Raw genomic sequence first — 18595 nt, 5'->3', positions numbered from 1 at the left:
ATCATTAAATTTACCTTTGGGGAGGTCTTTCAATGAGACAGGGTGCAAAAGGGTGGGCCAGCGCTATCATCGCTTTATTGTTCTTCTCAAGTCTGCTGGCCGCTTGCGGCGGGAACGGCGGCGGAGGCTCCGGTTCGGCAGACACCGGGAACGCGCCGTCCGGACAAGATAACGCGGGATCCGGCAAACCCGTCGAAGTCACGATGATTACTTGGGAGTCGGCGGCCATGAACGAAAAAATCATGGCATCCATGAAAAAATTCGAAGAGGAAAACCCCGACATCAAAGTAAAACTCATCCCTACGCCATTGGACAATTACGGTGTCAAGATCAACGGGATGATCACGGCCAAGAAAGCGCCGGACATCTTCATGACCGGCAACGACATGCTGCTCGATAATGCCGGCAAGGGACTTCTCTACGACTGGACGGAGCTTGCCACCCAGGACAAAGCGTTCATGGAGGGCTTTTACGAAGGCGTGGTGGACAGCTGGTACTATGAGGGCAAGCTCGTTGGCTTACCGGGTCTCTTGAACACGTACGGCATTTTTTACAATAAAAAGTCCTTCCAGGAGGCAGGCCTTCCTGAACCGAAAATCGGCTGGACCTATGACGAATTCTTTGCGGCGATGGAGAAGCTTTCGAGCAATCAAGGCGGCGTGCAGCAATTCGGTTATTATGCCCCCCTTGATCCCTTCCACGTCTCACTCTATTCGGTTTCCGCGGGCGGTGCTCCCTTTGCCGACGCCATTATCAACCCGACGAAGGTGGAAATCAGCGACCAATTCCGGGAAGGCGTCGAAAAGTACAAGTCCGCGATTGCAAACGGCTACATGAATCCCCCTACCTTTGATTTAACGAATGCCATGAGCTCGTTCAAACAAGGCAAAGTTCCGATGACCCTGCAAGGACAGTGGGTAGCGGACGATCTGATCCGCACGGCTCCCAAGGAATTGGAATGGGGCTACGCGCCGATGCCGGTGGTGAACAGCCAGACCGAGATTTATGACGCCGTAGGCTGGTCCAGCCCGGCAACGCTCAAAAATCCCGAGGCGGTATGGAAAGTGCTCAAGTACCTGGATTCCAAAATGTATGAAGAGGTCCTCCCATCGACCCCGGTCGCTCCTGCAGCCTACCAGGCTTCTTCCGCAGCTTATTACGATGCGCTGAAAGCGGCGGGCCATCCCGAAGTAGGAGAAGGCCTCGATCATATTCTGAAATCCCCGAATACGCAGCCGGTTCGTTTCCTGTCGACGTGGGCGGGCAAAGCGTACCCGTTCATCGAAGCATCATGGAAAAACATACTGATGGGCAAAGCCCCGATCACCGAACTGGATGTGATGGCTGAAAAAATCAATAACGTGATCACTACCGGCAAATAACCGGAAGCATCAAGCGCTCATGAAGCCGATCGCGAATCTGCCCGGATCGGCTTCCAATTGAAAATGAAGGAGGAATATTCATGTCACGAAGATCAGGCAAATGGTTCAGGTTTTTGGCGGTGCCTTTGGCCCTCTCTTTCTTGCTTGGCTCCATGCCGGGGATCGGATCTTCCCAAGCCTATGCCTATACCGCATCGGATGGGGATACGGCGATGAAAGCTTATAACGAAACATTCTGGGATCCGAACGCCAAGATGTTCTGGAAGGATACCAAACGCGACAAGCATCAGGACTTCTGGGTGGAGGCCGAGCTGTGGGAATTGGTCATGGATGCGTATCAGCACACCTCCGATCCTGCTTTGAAGGCTGAGCTCAGAACACAGATCGACGATGTTTATGACGGCACCGTAGCCAAGTATGGCGAAGATTGGACGAATAATCCGTTCAATGACGATATCATGTGGTGGGCGATGGGCAGCGCCAGAGCCTATCAAATCACCGGGAACCCAAGATACTTGGAGGCAGCGAGGCATCATTTCGATTTCGTGTACGACACGCAGTGGGACGAAGAATTCGCGAGCGGCGGCATTTGGTGGCTGAACAGCGACCACAACACCAAGAATGCGTGCATCAATTTCCCTGCGGCTCAAGCGGCATTGTATCTTTACGATATTACGAAGGATGAGCATTATCTAAACGCGGCAACCCAAATATTCAGATGGGGCAAAACGATGCTGACCGACGGAAACGGAAAAGTATTCGACCGGATCGAGCTCGAACGCGGCGCGGTTCCGGACGCCACTCACTACAACCAGGGTACATACATCGGAGCGGCCGTCGGATTGTATAAAGCGACCGGAAATCCGGTTTACCTCGACGATGCGGTCAAAGCCGCAGAGTTTACCAAGAGCCGTCTGGTGGATGCAAACGGCGTGTTGAACTATGAAGGTCCCAACGGGGATCTGAAGGGCGGCAAAACGATCCTGATGCGCAATTTGGCCCACCTGCAAAAAACACTCGATGAGACCGGGCAGCACCCGGAGTTCAGCGCTGAATTCGACGAATGGCTTGCATTCAATGTCGAAATGGCCTGGAGCCACCGCAATCCGGAACAAATCGTGGATGGAAACTGGGCGGGACAGCTGCTGTCCGGAACCTATGAGTCCTGGTCCTCGGCTGCTGCCGTTCAAGCTCTGAACGTCATCAAGCCGATGGAAGCCGACCTTCATTATGGCGTTAAGAATCCCTTCGATAAAATCGAGGCGGAACGCTATAATATCGGTTCCGGATTCGTGCTCGAGGGTGCGTTTGAAGGCTCGCTCCAACTGGGCGGAATTCAGCACGGCTCTTATGCCGCATATAAAAATGTGGATTTCGGATCAGAAGGGGCGATCGGCTTCATCGCCAGGGCGTCCAGCGGAACGGGCGGAGGCCATATCGAAATCCGGCTCGACTCCAAAGACGGCCCCAAGGTCGGGACCTTAAACGTAGAGGGAACGGGCGGCTGGAATAATTATATCGATGCCGTCACCCTACTTAAGGACGACCAGGGATCGCCAAGCTCCATTACCGGCGTCCATGATGTGTATCTTGTCTTCACCAAAACGAATGACGATTATTTGTTCAATTTGAACTGGATTAAATTCACGACGACCGATCCGACCGAAACCGATGCCTATGCCAAGCTTAAAGCGGGAAATTACGACAGCAGCGAAGGTCTCAGCAAACATGCCGAGCTTGGGTACTTAGACGGTATCCATCACAATGCTTATGCGGCTTATGAAGGAATCGACTTTGGATCGGGCGCGGCAGGCGTGACCGTCCATGTGGCGAGCGGCAATCAGGGCGGCACGATCGAAGTCAGGTTGGACGGCCTGGATGGACCTACCGCAGGCGTAATCCCAATTCCGGCGCTTGGAAGCTGGGATCGTTGGGTCGATATTATGGCGAATATCGATGACACCCTGGCCGTAGGGGTGCACGATGTTTACCTGGTTTTCAAGGGAGCGAACGGCAGTGACTATCCCCTTAATCTGGAGTGGTTCACCTTTACAACCATGAAAGGAAAAGACAGGGATGCTTACGGCAAGCTGGAGGCCGAAAACTATACGAACGGAGTAGGCTTCGGCAATGAAACCGGGGGCGGGGAAACCTACCTGGCCGGCATGTTTGGACCGAATAATCCTTATGCCATGTACAATTACATCGATTTCGGCAGCGAAAGCCCAACCCAATTCCATGTCAATGCGGCCAGCGACACTAGCGGCGGGACAATTGAAGTCCGACTGGATAGCCTTAACGGGCCGGTTATTGCTGCCGGAACCGTCTCAGGAACCGGGGGCTGGCAAAATTTCAAGGTTTTCTCGGCGGACGTAACGACTCCCGTAACGGGAAAACACATTGTATTCATATCTTTTAAAGGTGGGGACTGGTTATACAACTTCGATAAATTCACCTTTGGCGATCCGGCCGTATTCACGGAGCCTGCCCCTCCTACCATACCCGAAGAAGACGACGTTGCTCCGGGCGAAGTAGAGAACGTGCAGGTGAAGCGCGGAGAGGGCAGTATGACGCTGTATTGGGACGGTCCTTACGATATCGATGCTCAAAAAGTGCAAATTACGCTGCGGAGCGATGGGCAGCAGGTCGGAGACGTCATCGAGGTCAATCGCGGAATTCAAACAGCAGTAATACAAGGAATCGAAGCGGGCAAGGATTATTCGCTTTTCATCCGGTCCAAGGATCTATCCGGCAATGTTTCGCAGGGGATCACCCTCGAGGTAACCGACTCGCCTGCCTTCTCTCTGACTGTGAATGGCAAGAGCTTGCAAGACGGCGATTCCATGGAGGATTATACGCCCCTCCGTTTTAAAATCCTGGACTCTTCCATTCGTTTTGCCGAAATCACCATCGACGGAAAGGCATACACCCTCGATCCGATGACCATGGATCCTATCGACATTGATTTGGCCGGCAACTTGGGCGATAAAACCGCCACGATTACGACCGAGGACCGCTCAGGAAACAAGCTTCAGAAAAACCTCCGGTTCCGGGTCATCACCAGCGTGAATTCCATGAAACAATTAGTCGAGCGATTCGCGGATTCAGGCGATGTACGCGGTCCACTCATTCCCCAGCTGAGCAATGCCCTTAATCAAGCCCAGCATCATCTGGATAAGGGAAGACGGGATCAGGCCGCGAAACATATGCAGAATTTTGCCAAGCACCTGAATAAAGAGGTTATGGGACGCCATGTCAGCGACCAAGCCAAGGCGGTGTTGAATACGGATGCCGACTTTCTGATCCAGGATTGGCAGGATGACTTGGAGTAAACCGGAAGCGCCTTGCCTTCCTGGATGACATGTAAAAAAGATGACTCCCGCTCACTCGGGAGTCATCTTTTTCGGCTTTTATTTCCTGCGCGTGCGCCACGCTTCCAAGTTCAGACCTTAATAAATGCTAGATCGGGCTCTATTTCTGTCTGATCAGCGGCCAGCAGGGAAAATCTTCAGTTCTCCGGGCTGCTTAACCGCTCGAACAGCCAATCATATGAATACCGGCCGCAAATTTCGTGCGCTCCAGGAAACAGGTCGGCTTGAAGCCTATCCTCCGCGCCGGCACGCCGATAGGTGTCCCTGAGCTGTTCAACCGCCGAGTTAAAACCCGCAGCCGGAAATATCCGATCATCGGCTCCCGACTCCAGATACAAGGGTCTGGGGGCGATCAGCCCTATCCATTCCGGCAGCTCGGCATGGTTCAGCATACCCGGAATGTAGTTGCATATGCAGTGCTGCACCGCCATAATGCTGTCCTTGAAGGTGTTGGGATAACCTGCAAGCACCGCAGCCCGTATCCGTTCATCCAGCGCCGCGCACAGGAACGAAATCAGGCCGCCTCCCGAAAAACCCATGATACCGATTCTGTCCGGCTGGACTTCGGGACGTTCAGCCAGATAGTCCAATGCCCTTAGCGTCTCGGCCACGCGGAGACCGGCGAGCGTCTTGCCATGCATCAGCAGCTGGGTGGACAGCCGGTGGCAGGAATTCGCGGCTTCCGCGTTTCGTGCAAGATCCGCGGCTAGGCGACGTTCTCCGAAACCGGCCACATCCGGAGCGATCACCACCATGCCCCGCTGTACCAACTGAACCGCGAAATGCCGATGAATCCCTGGCGGATTCGGATCGCTGGATCCGTCCGGCCTCAGCCCTACGATCTCCCGGCTTCCATATCCATGGCCATGAACGGCGACGGCTGCGGGCATCGACTTCCCCTGATCTTCCGGGATCAGGATATACGCCGCAAAGGATACGCCTGGTACGGCTGATAATTCTACCCTTTCGCGAACATAACCGTCGCATGATTCCCGTTCGAGCAGGACAGGCTTGTGGTTTTCGTTGGTTTCGAACTCGCCGATCAATCGCCGAAGCGTTTGCTTCAAATACCGTTTGCGCTCTTCGGCGCTCATGGCAGCCTGACTGTCTTTCGTTTTTTTCACAGCCTCGTTATACATGGATTCCAGAAAAGCATCTGCACGCCACATCCGAAAACTCACCGCCTTCGATAAACTCACTAATTCAGACTAGGTGTTCCCTGGGATCATCTCATTTCTCCTGCATATCAGGGCATCAAGGCCCCATATTCACCAGGACGGCTTCGGGCCCGGTCGGACTCCGGCTCCCCCCTTTGGGTTCCATGCTGACCACGATCCGCTTCGCGTTCTCCGCGCCGAACCCGTAATAATAGCTCTTTCCCTGCGGACCCTGAACCAGCATAAAGCCGGCGCTCGACAGCCGCTCCTCATCCTGCAGCCATACCTGATAGTCTTTTTCCTCCAAGGAATGCAGGCCGTTCACAACGATCAGCATTTCTCCCGAACCGCGTTTGAGCCATACCGAGCCGCTGCCGTAAAACGGCTCTACGGGCTGTATGACGTACCGCTCGGTATCTTCGCTCTGCATATCGGCAATCCGCTGGCTCACGGTATGTTCGAAGGCCGCCTGGGTCTGGACGTCGTTCCCTTTCAAGGTGAATAAACCGGCTATCAACAGGATGAGCAGCGCTCCGGATATCGCCTGCATGGCAGCATGCTTCCTGATTCGGAGCTTGCTTCGGAAGGACCGGATATAAGCCGCTCGCATGAGCCTGTGGCGCAGCCGATCGGGAGGCATGGGTCCATCATTCAGAGCCTGATCCTGCACGGCCCCCCGTATGGCCGGCTCCGTACCTGCCGGCTGAGTCGATCCGAGCTGTTCGCCGTCCATATCACGGCTTCGAAACAGCTCCTGCCCGAAGACATCGGATTCATGGAATGGCATTGCGAGATCTTCTGCTCCCATAAGGTCGGCCCATTCCGCCGCCTTGCCGGAGCACGCCTCGCATTCCTTGAGATGGAGCTCCAGATTCCTGCTCTCCGCGTACGGCAAACGCTTCATGACGTAATCGACAAGCTTCTCCTCGGGATAGGCCGTGCAGCCGATGTCACCTTGAACAAGATGTTCAAGGTTATGCTTTGAAAGTTTCATGCTGCGCGCTTCCCCCTTCCTTCCCGTTCATCGCATCGAGCCGCCGCCTGACATTGAGGATGCCGTACCGGATTAAGGATTTGACGGTGCCGACCGGCCGGTTTAACAATTCCGCCATTTCCCGGTGGGACCGCTGCTCGACGTAGCTTCCGTAAACCGCCATCCGCTGAAGGGGCGGAATGCCTTGCAGCGCCTCCTTTACCTGCTCCAGCTCCACCCGTCGCAAGGCGGCCAGCTCAACCGACTCCTGCTCTTCGCTCCATACCGTCTCCGGCAGCGCCTCCCCGTTCCATTCGGCCGCAGCGATGCGCTGCCGCTTGCGCAGGCGATCCATCGCCCTGCACCTTGTTCTCACCGCCAGCCAAGCCTCGACGCTTCCGCGGGCGGGATCGTACTGATCCGCCTTATGCAGCACCTCCATGAAGATATCCTGGCATACATCCTCCGCCTCGGCCGGGTCCTTCGTCATCTGTAAAGCCAACCGGTACACCAGACGGGCATAGGCATCATAGAAGCGTCTGAATGCTGCGGCGGAGCCCTCGGCAATCTCCTCCAACCATAACGCGGAATGATCGTTCATTCCCACAACTCCCCCCTAACCTGATCTCCTCTCCAAAAATGAAGGATGGCTCGCCTGCATACGGCCGTTTTCGATTCAATATTTTAGCAAACCGTCCTTGGCTTTTGAATAAACCGGGACGCTTTTCAGGTTCCTTTAATGAATTTTTTAGGTAATTTTAATCTTTCCGATAAATCCAATCCCGGCCGTTCCAACGTACTCTTTGTGACAAAAAAATTTAGGAGGGGTAGTGTCATGAAATCATGTAAACAACGAGCCAAGCAACTGAGCCTGATGCTCTTGTTCATCCTGGGTGCTTGCTTGTACGGCGGGGGGAACACCGCGTTAGCGGCCGGAGAAATCACGTTATACACGCCATATACGTCGATTTCCGTTCCGCCTGGAGAAGTCATCAATTACCCGCTAGAGGTCAAAAACAATACGAATAGCGTCATTACGGTTCCGCTGCAAATCAACAGCCTCCCGAGCGGCTGGAGCACCAAGCTAAACGGTGGAGGCTGGCAGCTGAAGGAGGTATCGGTGAAGCCCGGCGAATCCGAATCGGTGACCCTGGAGGTAACCGTGCCGCTTAAGGTAGATAAAGGCTCCTACCGGTTTCAATTATCCGCGGGTTCGATGGCCAGTCTGCAGTTAACCGTGGATATCACGGAAAAAGGGACCTATCAAACCGAGCTCACAACCGATCAGGCCAATCTGGAGGGCCACGCCGATTCCACGTTCACCTACACGGTGAATCTGCAAAACCGAACGGCCAATAAGCAAAACTATGCCCTGAGCGCCGATGCCCAGGCGGGTTGGGACGTTACGTTCACGTCAGGCGGCAAGCAGGTATCCTCCGTCGAAATCGAGGCAGGCGCAAGCCAATCCATTACCGTCGATGTCAAGCCGCCTGCGGAGGTGACGGAAGGCACCTTCTCCATTCCGATCCGCGCCTCCAATTCATCGACGTCCTCCGATCTTGCGCTGGAAGCCGTCATTACAGGGTCTTACGGACTGGAGCTTACAACGCCAAGCGGCTTGCTCAGCACGAATGTCAATGCAGGCGGAAGCAAAACCATTGAGCTGCTGGTGAAGAATACGGGCACCGCACCACTCTCGGACATTAATCTCAGCGCCGATACGCCGGTGGACTGGGAGGTCAGCTTTAATCCGAAAACGATCGAGAATCTGCCTGCAGGCAAATCCACAACGGTAGAAGCCAAGCTGACTTCAAGCGACAAAGCCATCGCCGGCGATTATGTCACAAGCCTGAAAGCCGCTGCGGCCGAAGCAAGCTCCGACGCCCAATTCCGCGTAGCCGTCAAAGGTTCCATGCTATGGGGCTGGATCGGCGTGCTTGTCATATTAGCCATTCTGGGAGGCATCTATGTCCTCATTCGCAAATACGGAAGGAGATGACCCTGATGGATACGGTCATTGACATTCAGGAACTGACGAAGAGTTACCACGACACGAGAGCGGTGGACCGTTTATCCCTTCAAATTAGGCGGGGTGAGATCTTCGGCCTGCTCGGTCCGAACGGTGCGGGCAAATCCACCACGATCCTGATGCTATTGGGGCTGAGCGAACCGGATTCGGGATCGATAAGCGTGCTTGGCATCAATCCGACAAGAGAGCCGATTCCGGTGAAGCGGCGGGTTGGGTACCTTCCGGATGACGTCGGCTTTTACGAGGACCGTACCGGCATGGAAAACCTGATGTTAACCGCGCGGTTGAATCGAATTCCGGATAACCAAGCCCGCGAAAGGGCATTGGAGCTGCTGGAGCAGGTAGGGCTCACGCATGCTGCCCACAAGAAGACGGGGGCTTATTCCCGCGGGATGCGGCAGCGGCTCGGACTTGCCGACGTCTTAATGAAATCCCCGGAAATCATCATTCTTGACGAACCGACCCTGGGCATCGATCCGACGGGTATGGAAGAGTTGCTGCGGTTGATACGGAAGCTCAGCCGCGAGCAAGGATTGACCGTGCTGTTATCGTCCCATCAGCTCCACCAGGTTCAGCAGATTTGCGACCGCGTCGGCTTGTTCGTGCGGGGACGGCTCCTCGCCGAAGGCGATGTCGGGAGTCTGTCCCGAACTCTGTTTGCGGACGATCCCATTATGATCACGGCGGAGCTGGATGAGCTTGTGCCCGAACTGCGGGATGCCATCGGCAGCATCCCAGGGGTTCACCAGATCGAAGTTCCGCCTGCCGAGAGCGGTCCGGCTGAATCAAACGACACGCTGACCAGAGACCTGCCAATTAAGGTTCTGATTCGGGCCGATAGGGATTGCAGCCCGGAGATTGCCCGAACGGTCGTAAATGCAGGTGTTCGGCTGTTCTCGCTGAATCGCCAGCAGCACGGCCTGGACGAAATCTACCACCGTTATTTTGCAGGAGGTGAGGAGCATGGCAGAACGAACGACGCCAAGCATACCGGCTAAGCTGACCGGCATGGGCCGCCGGCTGCAAGCCTTATTCGAAAACAGGAAAAAGGGATCTGCCAAGCCCGCCCGGGCCCCCGGAGAAACGGCAGCCGAAAAATCCGCCCACCCCTCCATGCCCTCGGCATTCGGCGTGCTTGTCCGCAAAGAAATAGCGGACCATATCCGCAGCTGGCGCTTCATCCTGCTGCTAGGCATCATTGCCTTAACCTGCGTAGCCTCGCTGTATACCGCCATGAACAGCATACGGGAAGCCCTCGGATCGGAGAACGGGGTCCATGATTTTGTCATTCTGAAGCTGTTCACCATCTCGGACGGCACCCTTCCGACCTTCATCGGGTTTGTCGGTTTCCTGGGTCCGTTGCTCGGAATCGGCATGGGTTTTGATGCCATCAACAGTGAACGGAACAAAGGCACGCTCAGCCGAATCATGGCCCAGCCGATTCATCGCGACGATCTGCTCAATGCGAAATTCGCGGCTTCCCTGATCGTCATCAGCATCATGTTTATCACGCTCGGGCTGTTGACCATGGCACTGGGCACCCTGATTATCGGCATTCCGCCTACCTTTGAGGAATTTTTACGGATCATCAGTTTTCTGGTTGTGACGATCTGTTACGTCGGCTTCTGGCTGAATCTGTCCATTACGTTCTCCGTAAGGTTCCGACAGCCGGCCACCTCCGCCTTGTCGAGCATCGCCGTCTGGCTGTTCTTCAGCTTTTTCTTTGACATGATCCTGCAGCTGCTGTCGCGGGGACTGGCTCCCAGTACTGCCTCGGCGACGGTCCAAGATGTCATGAGCTATCAGAATCTGATGCTGTGGCTAGGCCGGCTTTCGCCGTATACCCTGTTCAATGAAGCGACGACCACCCTGCTGATGCCATCCATCCGCAATCTCGGTCCGCTCACGCAGGAGCAGGTGTATGGAGCCATTGCCAGTCCGCTGCCGTTCGGCCAAAGCCTGCTGCTCGTCTGGCCGCAAATTATCGGGCTGGCCGCAGCCACGCTAATCTGCTTTGCCATCTCCTACGTCCTGTTCCTCCGCCAGGAGATTCGAGGCCGGTCCTGATCTTCAGGCTATACGAACAAGCTCATCTGAAGGATTCTTCAGATGAGCTTGTTTTTTTATCGAGCGTTCAAGCGTTCTCAAGTTATATGATTTGTTCTACCTTCCTTGCACGACGGCTTGCGACAGGAACCCAATCTTCTGCAGCCAACCCTCGCACAGGCGCGTCCATTGCGAAACACTGGCATCTTCTTCCGCAAGGCCAAGGCCATGCCGGCCTTCCGGGAAAACATGCAGTTCGAACGGAATTTGCTGCTTGCTCAGCGATCCGGCATACATCAGGCTGTTCTCGACCGGGACCGCGCCGTCATCCGCGGTATGCCACAGAAAGGAAGGCGGGGTATCCGGTTTTACCGCCCATTCGAGGGACATCCCATTCCTTAAGTCTTCCGCCGGATTCTCCCCCAACAAATTGATCATGGAGCCCTCATGGTAGTAGTCCTTAAATGAAATGACCGGGTAACAGAGAATGGATGCGTTCGGACGGCAGCCCTGCCTCTCAACGCGATCTTCGGCCTCCGGATTTCCTTCATCGAAATAGGTGCTTGCACTGGCCGCGAGATGTCCGCCGGCAGAGAATCCGAGAATTCCGATGCGTTCCGGATCGATGTTCCATTCCTTGGCATGATGCCTTACGAGCCGAATCGCCCGCTGGGCGTCATACAGCGGATAAGGATGCCGGTACGGGGCAACCCGATAATGAACGACGAATGCCGATAAGCCGATCGAATTCAGCCACAGGGCAACCGGATCGCCCTCATGATCTGCCCGCCGTCCATATCCGCCGCCCGGCAGAACGAGCACGGCTCCGTGTGGTGTTTCTTTTTGTAGAAGATAAGGTGTCATATAAGGCGTGAACGACTCTTCCACCGACGCATATCCTGGTGTATCCTGTTCCCAAAGCTTCATTCTATCCATTCCTTTCCGACTTCATAAGGTGTCGTTGTCCTTTGAATCGATTTCTTTCAGCTGCAACTCTCTTCGGGTCCAAGCAAATCAAGCCTCAACGGTGTAAACGCATCCAAAAGAGCGGATGGCTCAAGTGCTTTCACGCCATGCTCCGCCCCGCCGGGAATGACGATGGTGTCTCCCTGACGTACAAGGGTCGTCTCGCCGTTGATATAGAATTCAATGGCTCCCTTCAGGCAATAACTCATCTGCTCATGGGGATGACTGTGGAGCGCCCCTTCCGCTCCTGCTTCAAAGTGAACCTCCATCATCATCAGACCGGCCCCAGGTTTAAATACCTTCCTCGTCACACCGGGCTCCGCCTGCTCCCAAACCCCGATCTCCGCCATCCTCTTTCTCCTCTCCTGTGCCAAGCGCCTTATTTTCGCACCATCGATTCTTCCGTAAACGAGCTTTCTACTTCTTCGGCGAAGGGCATGGATTTTCCTATGGCCATCACCAAAAAAATCGAAATGTCCGCACGAAGATGGATCTTTCTTAATGAGAAGGTCCTTGCCTTCAAACCCGCAACTATATATCTGCAGCTGCCCGAAGATTGGAGAATGCAGAATCGGCGGCATCCAGCTTTCGCTCCTGCAGCCCGCCCAGCTCCCGCAGCGAATAGCGGATCAGAATCGCCTGGGTTCCCGCATTCATATCCCCCTCTATCTCTCCATTGCCCAGCGGAACCGCCTCCGGCATGTCAGGATAATACTCTCCCGGCTTTACCTGGGCCACATTCGGCGCCGGCGGGGAATGATCGATTTCCCGTGAAAATCCGCCGTCCGCGCGTTTGAGACGCGCCATATTCTGCAAGGTGATTTCAGTGATGATCCGAACATCCTGCTCCGGGATGCGCAGCTCCATCGATGTGAGGAGACTGATCGGGTTCCGGATATAACACATATCAACGGCCTTCTCGCTTTGCAGCGCACGCATCAACGAATGGTATATTTCCGATATCCGCGGCAAGGGAGCTTGAAACCGATTATAGAACGTCAGCAGCTTGAAGGTTCCCGATATTCGGACATAAGGCGTGCCTTCGCCCCACAGCCCCGTCGCCGGATCTTGTATGCTCGCAAAATACGACAGCGCCTCACGCAAAAACGGCTCCCTCTCTTCCTGCGGCATTTGGGATAAATAAGGGGCCGAATTACACAGACGATCGCAGCCGCGCCAGCTGTTCACCAGACTGATCGAGCGCAGCCACTCCGCGTATTCCTCGGGAGAGCGGCAGTATGCCGGAGCCATATGCCGATGGCCCGGCAGCGGGTGCAAGGGGGCTGCCCCCAACTTGCGGAGTGCTCCCACGCTGTACCCAAGCGCTCGTCCCACCATCACATCGTCTGTTCTCATATTGGGATCGGCATCATAAAAGTAGCCCGTCGCCGGGTCTTGTTTAGATTGAAAAAAACGCACGAGCCCCGCCTTGATGCCGTCGGACAGTCTTTCCAGAAGCCCGCATCGCTCGATAATGCCCAAAGCCTGCGCGGTCGACTCGATGTCCGGAACGAACGCCCCGGAATCCCGTGAACTGCGGGCATAATAGAAACCGCCGGAAGCCGCGTCGTATTGCCCCTCGAGCCATTCGAAGAAGCCTTCAAACAGCCTGTCGCCGCCTGCCAGAATATCCTCTAATTCCTGTGCCATTTCTACCCCTTCTTTCAGCTGCTTATGACGTTATATGAAAAATTCCGGAAAATCACCCTGCCTTTACCGATGGCATCCAATCCGACGCGGAGACTCTGAAATCCGCCAAACGTGTTATGATGGAACCCTGAAACATCCGCGACCTTGTCGTACCGGATCCACTGCGTCCCCTCGAAGCTGTAATAGAACGAAACGATATGCGCATCGTTAACCAACCGCAGAAATGCCCTGCGAGTATGGTTCGGCATCGTACCGTATCCCTTGAATGACCGGAAATGCCGGACTCCGCGCTCGTTGACTCCCATGCCGAGATATGCCGCATCGTTGTAATAGAGCAGCAGTCGGCCCTCCGCCGGACCCTCCACGATAATCTCGACCTCTGCTGAATAACGCTTATGGCCAGCCATGTAGAGCAGCGGAGAAGCTTTGGCTTCCTCGGGTGCTGCTTCGGCTGCCAACTCATGATTCCCCGGACGGAACCGGGTGGAAGGCTCCACGCCTTCGCACTGCCAATGAAGGCCCAGTTCAGATCCGGCAAAGGTATCCCTGAATGAAACGCTTTGATTCACCGCATCGATTTCTTTTTTGTCATCCGGCCCATCATGCTGGTCAAGCCTCTCATGGTCTTCCGCAGCATGAAACCACCCGTCCGAGGTCCATTCGATCGGTTCGAGCAACGTCTGCCGACCGAGTGAATGGAATCCGCCCGCATATGCATGGTAGACCATCCACCACTGGCCGTCAGGACTGTCGATCAGCGAGGCATGTCCCTTGGACCACCAGGGCTCCTCCTTGGATTCCGTATGAACGACCGGGTTATAAGGCGAATGCTCCCACGGCCCCCATGGCGTTCGGGATCTTGACGATACGGCCATATGGCTTGTAGGCGGTCCTGCCGTCCCTCCGACAGCTACCGTTAGATAATAATATCCGTCGCGAACGGTCATCTTCGGCCCTTCCAAGCTGTATGCCTCTACGGCCCAATCCTCCGGATACCGCCAGCCGTTATATACATGCCTCACTTCGCCCGCGACCGCGAGCCCGTCTGCCGTAAGCTCTACAAAATCACCGCCCGACATATGCAAATAACGCTTTCCGTCCGGTCCTGCCGTATGCCCCGGATCAATTCCCTTGATCCCCAGATTGATCGGCTTGCTCCACGGTCCCGCCGGACTGGCTGCCGTAACGACCCAATTCGTCCGCCCTGCCGGATAATAGATGTAATACCTCCCGTTATGCGCGACGAAATCCGGCGCCCACACATCTCCCTCGTAATGGGGCAGTGCGGCCCCGATCCGGCTCCAATTCAGCAAATCACGCGAATGCCAGATGACGAGCCCGGGCGTCAGCTTGTAGGATGAATGCGTCATGTAATAATCTTCGCCGACCCGGATGATCGACGGGTCCGCATAATTGCCGGCCATGATCGGTACACACCGTTTCTTTTCCAACACGCTCCTTCGCTCCTCTCTATCCCTTGATGGATCCCAGCAGCGCGCCCTTCGCAAAATGCTTCTGCAGGAACGGATATACGCACAGTATCGGCAGCGTGGCAATGACGATGACCGCCATTTTCACCGTCTGCTCCGGCGGGCGGACGAATTCGTCCATGCCGGAGGTATCGGCCGCCAAGCCGCTGGCAAGAATGACGATCTGCCGCAGAATGACCTGCACTGGCCATTTGGCAGCGTCATTCAGGTACAGAATCGCCGACATATACGTATTCCAGTAGGTAACCGCATAAAAGAGCGATATGGTTGCAATGGCAGGCATCGACAGCGGGATCACGATTCGGAACAGGATGCCCCAATCGCCGGCTCCGTCGATTTTTGCGGATTCCTCCAGCCCTTCGGGCAGGTTCTGAAAAAAGTTTCGCATGATGATGAGGTTGAAGGCATTGATCGCCGTCGGGACAATCAAGGCCGCATAAGTATCGATGAGCCCCATCTCCTTCACCACGAGAAAGGTCGGTATCATCCCCCCGCTGAACAGCATCGTGAACAAGACCATGAACATGATGAAATTGCGGCCATCCAAATCCCTGCGCGACAGCCCGTAGGCCATCAGGCAGGTTAACAGCATGCTGAACAATGTGCCCAGGAAGGTGACGCCTATGGAAACGCCAAGCGAACGAAAAACCGTATTGGTCGAAAACACGTACTTGTAAGCGTCAAGGGACCATACGGTCGGAAACAGGACAAACTGCTTCTGCGCCAGCTCCGTCACCGTCGTGAACGATCCGGCGATGACGTGAAGGAAAGGCAGAATGGTAACGAGGCCGATGATCGACAGCAGCGTATAGTTCACGATATCGAAGATTCGGCTTGATATCGTTTTATCTTGTACCATAGCGGTCCACCTTTCTCATAATTAATAGATGCCTTCTTCTCCGGCCTTTTTGGCCAGCCAATTGGCCAGCATCACCAGAATGAGACCGATCAGCGATTTAAAGAACCCGACCGCCGTGCTGAAGCTGAACTGTCCTTGCTTCAGACCCGCGGTGTACACATACGTATCGAAAATCTCCGCAACATCCCGGTTCATCGAGTTTAAGAGGAGATAGATATGTTCGAACCCAAGTTCCAGCACGTCGCCGATTTTCAAAATCAATAAAACGACGATCACGCTTCGAATCGAAGGGAGCGTGATATGCCACATTTGCCGAAAGCGGCTGGCCCCGTCAATTCGGGACGCTTCGTATAAACCCGGATCAATCGCGGCCATGGCGGCCAAATAAATAATGGTCCCCCAGCCGGCCTCACGCCAGATGATCTGCAGGACATACATCGGCCTGAACCAATCGCTGCTCATCAGGAAATTGATTTTTTCGAAACCGGCCATAACCAGCAGCTCATTGATAATGCCGCGATCCATCGAGAGCATGACAAACGAAATGGATACGATGATGACCCACGACATGAAGTGGGGAATGTACACCAGCGTCTGGATAAAACGTTTAAAGACTTCGCGCCGGACCTCGTTGAGCATTAAGGCAAGAATGATCGGCACGGGGAAATAAAATGCCAGGTTCAAGAAAAACAGCAGCAGCGTGTTGCCTAATATCGTGAAGAACATCGGCTCGGTAAACAGCCGCTCAAAGTGCTTGAGCCCCACCCAGGGGCTGCCCGTTACGCCCAGATAAGCCTGATAATCCTGGAAGGCTATGATCAGTCCCGACATCGGGATGTATTTAAAGATCAGGAAGTATAAAAATCCCGGAAGTATCATGAGATAGATCGCCCGGTTTTTAACGATTCTTCTCATTCGACCGGACTCCGGTATTGTGGGGGCGTCCTTGCGCATCCCGGTCTTCACTGCGGTTTCGCTCATGATCTCAGACTTCCTTTCTGCCCCGAAGCCTGCCGGAGACTGCAGCAGTGCAGTCTCCGGCCGTTCGGGATGCTGGCATGTTCGTTATTTGGAAGATTCGTAGGAAACGTTGAACTCATCGATGATTTGCTGACCGCCGCTCTTTAGCCAGTTGTCCACGACGGCCTGGAATCCTGCCTCGTCCAGATCTCCGAGCATGAACCGATACGTGCCGTCCTTGATCATCTCCTGCAGCTGCACGCCCTTTTCGTTAAACGTCTTGGAGTCCAGGGAAGCCGAAGGATCCTCTATGAGGTATTCATTGTTCTCCACGATCATTTCCTCGGCCTTCGCTTTAACAGGCAGCATGTGCTTCGGCTCATAGAATCCTTCGATCGTTAGCGGCCCGCCCACCTGCATCGCTTGATAAGGCTTCACTTCACGATCGGTCAGCTTGGTGTCCTCCGAAGGAACGACCTTGCCTTCCTCCAGCTGGTGGTGCTGTCCTTCCACTCCCCAATAGATCAGGTTGCCGAGCTCAGGGCTCATCAGCTGATCCATGAAGGCAAGCACTCCTTTCAGTTCTTCCTCCGATTTGATGGCTGTTTTCGGAAAGAGTATCACCGAGCCGTAGCCGGGAACCGACCAGATTCCGAAGCCGTTCGGTCCTCCCTCGATTTTATTCTGAACATCGAGCTCCGCATCCGGATTCACTTCGACGACCTTGGGATGCAGGCTGGATACGTCCCCCATCGCTCCGATATAAACGCCCGATTTGCCGGTAATGAACAAATTTTGCTGATCGGTTTTGCTGGTAACCGGGAAATCCTGATTGATCAACCCTTCCTGATGAAGTTTCTTGAAGAATTTCATCGTCTCCATATATTCGGGGAACATGAACTCGGGAGCCAGCTTGCCGTCCTTCTCGCCCCAGTTATTCGGTGTCCCGAGCCATGAGCTTATCGTTTTGAATGCCCCATAGATCAGATCGTTCCGGTCCGTCAACGGAATCGTGTCGTCTTGGCCGTTGCCGTCAGGATCCTTTTCCTTGAACTGCTTCAGCATATTATAGAACTCGTCAATATTGGTCGGAGCGCTGAGCCCAAGCTTGTCGGCCCAATCCTTGCGATAAATGATGCCTTGGCGCGACAAAGGCACTTCACGGTATAACGCATAGATTTTGCCGTCCACCGCCGTGTTTTTTAACACATCGGGTTTCAGCTTGCTGAGGTTCGGGTATTGATCCAGCAGCGGCCCGATTTCCCAGAATTGCCCGTTGCGGATCGCGTCCCGCATATTCACTAGCGAAGCGGCATTCTTCAGATACGTCACCTGCGGCAGCGTTCCGGTTGCGAAGGATGCATTGACCTTTTCGTCGTAAGTGCCGTCCGGCACCCACTGAATGTCAAGCTTGGTGCCCGTTTTCTCTTCGAGCAGCTTCTCAATCATGTCGGAAGGAACTTCAGGGGTGTGGAGGTTGGCCATGATCGAGATGGCAACCGGTTCGCTTGGTTTCTCTCCTTGCGCCGGACCTCCATTTGTGCTGCCGGTTGCTGCAGGGGCGGAGCCGCCTCCACAGCCCGCCAACACGGATAAAGCGGTTACAATTGCCAGGATGGTACTGGCTTTTTTCTTCTTCATCATCTGACCTCCGTTATAATTGGGTTAGGGACTGACAAGAAACAGCTTAGATGACGGAAGCTCGGTGCGTA

Annotated in this window: 15 protein-coding genes; 5 read left to right on the top strand and 10 right to left on the bottom strand. The window is 54.7% G+C overall.

What is annotated here, in order from left to right; translation table 11 throughout:
• Positions 1-32: 32 nt before the first annotated feature.
• Positions 33-1382: an ABC transporter substrate-binding protein gene (locus tag GYMC10_RS08455; protein WP_015734139.1), complete on the top strand. Its 1350-nt coding sequence runs from the start codon at positions 33-35 to the stop codon at positions 1380-1382.
• A gap of 80 nt (positions 1383-1462) precedes the next feature.
• Entirely contained in the window at positions 1463-4714 is a 3252-nt protein-coding gene (locus GYMC10_RS08450) for a carbohydrate-binding protein (protein WP_015734138.1), read from the top strand.
• Between the two features lie 176 nt (positions 4715-4890).
• Here GYMC10_RS08450 and GYMC10_RS08445 read toward each other — a convergent pair whose 3' ends face one another.
• The 3 genes from GYMC10_RS08445 to GYMC10_RS08435 all read right to left on the bottom strand — a co-directional run bounded on the left by GYMC10_RS08445 (position 4891) and on the right by GYMC10_RS08435 (position 7484).
• Positions 4891-5922: a dienelactone hydrolase family protein gene (locus tag GYMC10_RS08445; protein ID WP_015734137.1), complete on the bottom strand. Its 1032-nt coding sequence runs from the start codon at positions 5920-5922 to the stop codon at positions 4891-4893.
• 85 nt (positions 5923-6007) lie between these two features.
• On the bottom strand, positions 6008-6904 hold the full coding sequence (locus GYMC10_RS08440) for an anti-sigma factor (RefSeq protein ID WP_015734136.1): 897 nt from the start codon (positions 6902-6904) through the stop codon (positions 6008-6010).
• The gene (locus tag GYMC10_RS08435; protein ID WP_015734135.1) at positions 6885-7484 is read right to left on the bottom strand and encodes a sigma-70 family RNA polymerase sigma factor; all 600 of its coding nucleotides are present in this window, start codon (positions 7482-7484) and stop codon (positions 6885-6887) included. The genes GYMC10_RS08440 and GYMC10_RS08435 overlap by 20 nt, the downstream gene beginning before the upstream one ends.
• A 234-nt stretch (positions 7485-7718) precedes the next feature.
• On the opposite strand from GYMC10_RS08435, the gene GYMC10_RS08430 reads away from it, so the two are divergent.
• From GYMC10_RS08430 to GYMC10_RS08420, 3 genes are read left to right on the top strand one after another with little or no spacing between them, the layout of a single operon-like run.
• Entirely contained in the window at positions 7719-8882 is a 1164-nt protein-coding gene (locus tag GYMC10_RS08430) for an NEW3 domain-containing protein (RefSeq protein WP_015734134.1), read from the top strand.
• 5 nt (positions 8883-8887) lie between these two features.
• Positions 8888-9910, top strand: coding sequence for an ABC transporter ATP-binding protein (locus tag GYMC10_RS08425; RefSeq protein ID WP_015734133.1), 1023 nt, complete (start codon positions 8888-8890; stop codon positions 9908-9910).
• Positions 9876-10979, top strand: coding sequence for an ABC transporter permease (locus GYMC10_RS08420; RefSeq protein ID WP_085982509.1), 1104 nt, complete (start codon positions 9876-9878; stop codon positions 10977-10979). Before GYMC10_RS08425 ends, GYMC10_RS08420 begins: the two co-directional genes overlap by 35 nt.
• A 96-nt stretch (positions 10980-11075) precedes the next feature.
• On the opposite strand, the gene GYMC10_RS08415 is transcribed toward GYMC10_RS08420, so the two are convergent.
• The 7 genes from GYMC10_RS08415 to GYMC10_RS08385 all read right to left on the bottom strand — a co-directional run bounded on the left by GYMC10_RS08415 (position 11076) and on the right by GYMC10_RS08385 (position 18524).
• A complete protein-coding gene (locus tag GYMC10_RS08415) occupies positions 11076-11885 on the bottom strand; it encodes an alpha/beta hydrolase (protein WP_015734131.1) in 810 nt (269 codons plus the stop codon).
• Positions 11886-11941: 56 nt separating this feature from the next.
• Positions 11942-12274: a cupin domain-containing protein gene (locus GYMC10_RS08410; protein ID WP_015734130.1), complete on the bottom strand. Its 333-nt coding sequence runs from the start codon at positions 12272-12274 to the stop codon at positions 11942-11944.
• A gap of 181 nt (positions 12275-12455) precedes the next feature.
• On the bottom strand, positions 12456-13574 hold the full coding sequence (locus GYMC10_RS08405) for a hypothetical protein (RefSeq protein ID WP_015734129.1): 1119 nt from the start codon (positions 13572-13574) through the stop codon (positions 12456-12458).
• Positions 13575-13588: 14 nt separating this feature from the next.
• Positions 13589-14998: a family 43 glycosylhydrolase gene (locus tag GYMC10_RS08400; RefSeq protein ID WP_410002340.1), complete on the bottom strand. Its 1410-nt coding sequence runs from the start codon at positions 14996-14998 to the stop codon at positions 13589-13591.
• A 46-nt stretch (positions 14999-15044) separates the two neighbouring features.
• Positions 15045-15923, bottom strand: coding sequence for a carbohydrate ABC transporter permease (locus GYMC10_RS08395; protein ID WP_015734127.1), 879 nt, complete (start codon positions 15921-15923; stop codon positions 15045-15047).
• Positions 15924-15944: 21 nt separating this feature from the next.
• Positions 15945-16838 (bottom strand): ABC transporter permease, encoded by an 894-nt coding sequence (locus GYMC10_RS08390; protein WP_397358998.1) that lies wholly within the window; start codon positions 16836-16838, stop codon positions 15945-15947.
• A 150-nt stretch (positions 16839-16988) separates the two neighbouring features.
• Positions 16989-18524: an extracellular solute-binding protein gene (locus GYMC10_RS08385; protein WP_015734126.1), complete on the bottom strand. Its 1536-nt coding sequence runs from the start codon at positions 18522-18524 to the stop codon at positions 16989-16991.
• Between the last annotated feature and the right edge of the window lie 71 nt (positions 18525-18595).

The sequence above is a fragment of the Paenibacillus sp. Y412MC10 genome (assembly GCF_000024685.1).
GTDB lineage: Bacteria > Bacillota > Bacilli > Paenibacillales > Paenibacillaceae > Paenibacillus_AQ > Paenibacillus_AQ lautus_A.
The sequence above is the reverse complement of the archived record's forward strand: the minus strand, read 5'-3'. Positions and strand labels throughout refer to the sequence as shown.

Bases quoted from the DNA above. Each gene is read 5' to 3' on its own strand.
- GYMC10_RS08405 (WP_015734129.1), bottom strand. From the start codon at position 13,574: ATGGCACAGGAATTAGAGGATATTCTGGCAGGCGGCGACAGGCTGTTT.
- GYMC10_RS08455 (WP_015734139.1), top strand. From the start codon at position 33: ATGAGACAGGGTGCAAAAGGGTGGGCCAGCGCTATCATCGCTTTATTG.
- GYMC10_RS08440 (WP_015734136.1), bottom strand. From the start codon at position 6,904: ATGAAACTTTCAAAGCATAACCTTGAACATCTTGTTCAAGGTGACATC.
- GYMC10_RS08390 (WP_397358998.1), bottom strand. From the start codon at position 16,838: ATGAGAAGAATCGTTAAAAACCGGGCGATCTATCTCATGATACTTCCG.
- GYMC10_RS08425 (WP_015734133.1), top strand. From the start codon at position 8,888: ATGGATACGGTCATTGACATTCAGGAACTGACGAAGAGTTACCACGAC.
- GYMC10_RS08385 (WP_015734126.1), bottom strand. From the start codon at position 18,524: ATGAAGAAGAAAAAAGCCAGTACCATCCTGGCAATTGTAACCGCTTTA.
- GYMC10_RS08435 (WP_015734135.1), bottom strand. From the start codon at position 7,484: ATGAACGATCATTCCGCGTTATGGTTGGAGGAGATTGCCGAGGGCTCC.
- GYMC10_RS08410 (WP_015734130.1), bottom strand. From the start codon at position 12,274: ATGGCGGAGATCGGGGTTTGGGAGCAGGCGGAGCCCGGTGTGACGAGG.
- GYMC10_RS08445 (WP_015734137.1), bottom strand. From the start codon at position 5,922: ATGTGGCGTGCAGATGCTTTTCTGGAATCCATGTATAACGAGGCTGTG.
- GYMC10_RS08400 (WP_410002340.1), bottom strand. From the start codon at position 14,998: ATGGCCGGCAATTATGCGGACCCGTCGATCATCCGGGTCGGCGAAGAT.
- GYMC10_RS08430 (WP_015734134.1), top strand. From the start codon at position 7,719: ATGAAATCATGTAAACAACGAGCCAAGCAACTGAGCCTGATGCTCTTG.
- GYMC10_RS08395 (WP_015734127.1), bottom strand. From the start codon at position 15,923: ATGGTACAAGATAAAACGATATCAAGCCGAATCTTCGATATCGTGAAC.
- GYMC10_RS08415 (WP_015734131.1), bottom strand. From the start codon at position 11,885: ATGAAGCTTTGGGAACAGGATACACCAGGATATGCGTCGGTGGAAGAG.
- GYMC10_RS08450 (WP_015734138.1), top strand. From the start codon at position 1,463: ATGTCACGAAGATCAGGCAAATGGTTCAGGTTTTTGGCGGTGCCTTTG.
- GYMC10_RS08420 (WP_085982509.1), top strand. From the start codon at position 9,876: ATGGCAGAACGAACGACGCCAAGCATACCGGCTAAGCTGACCGGCATG.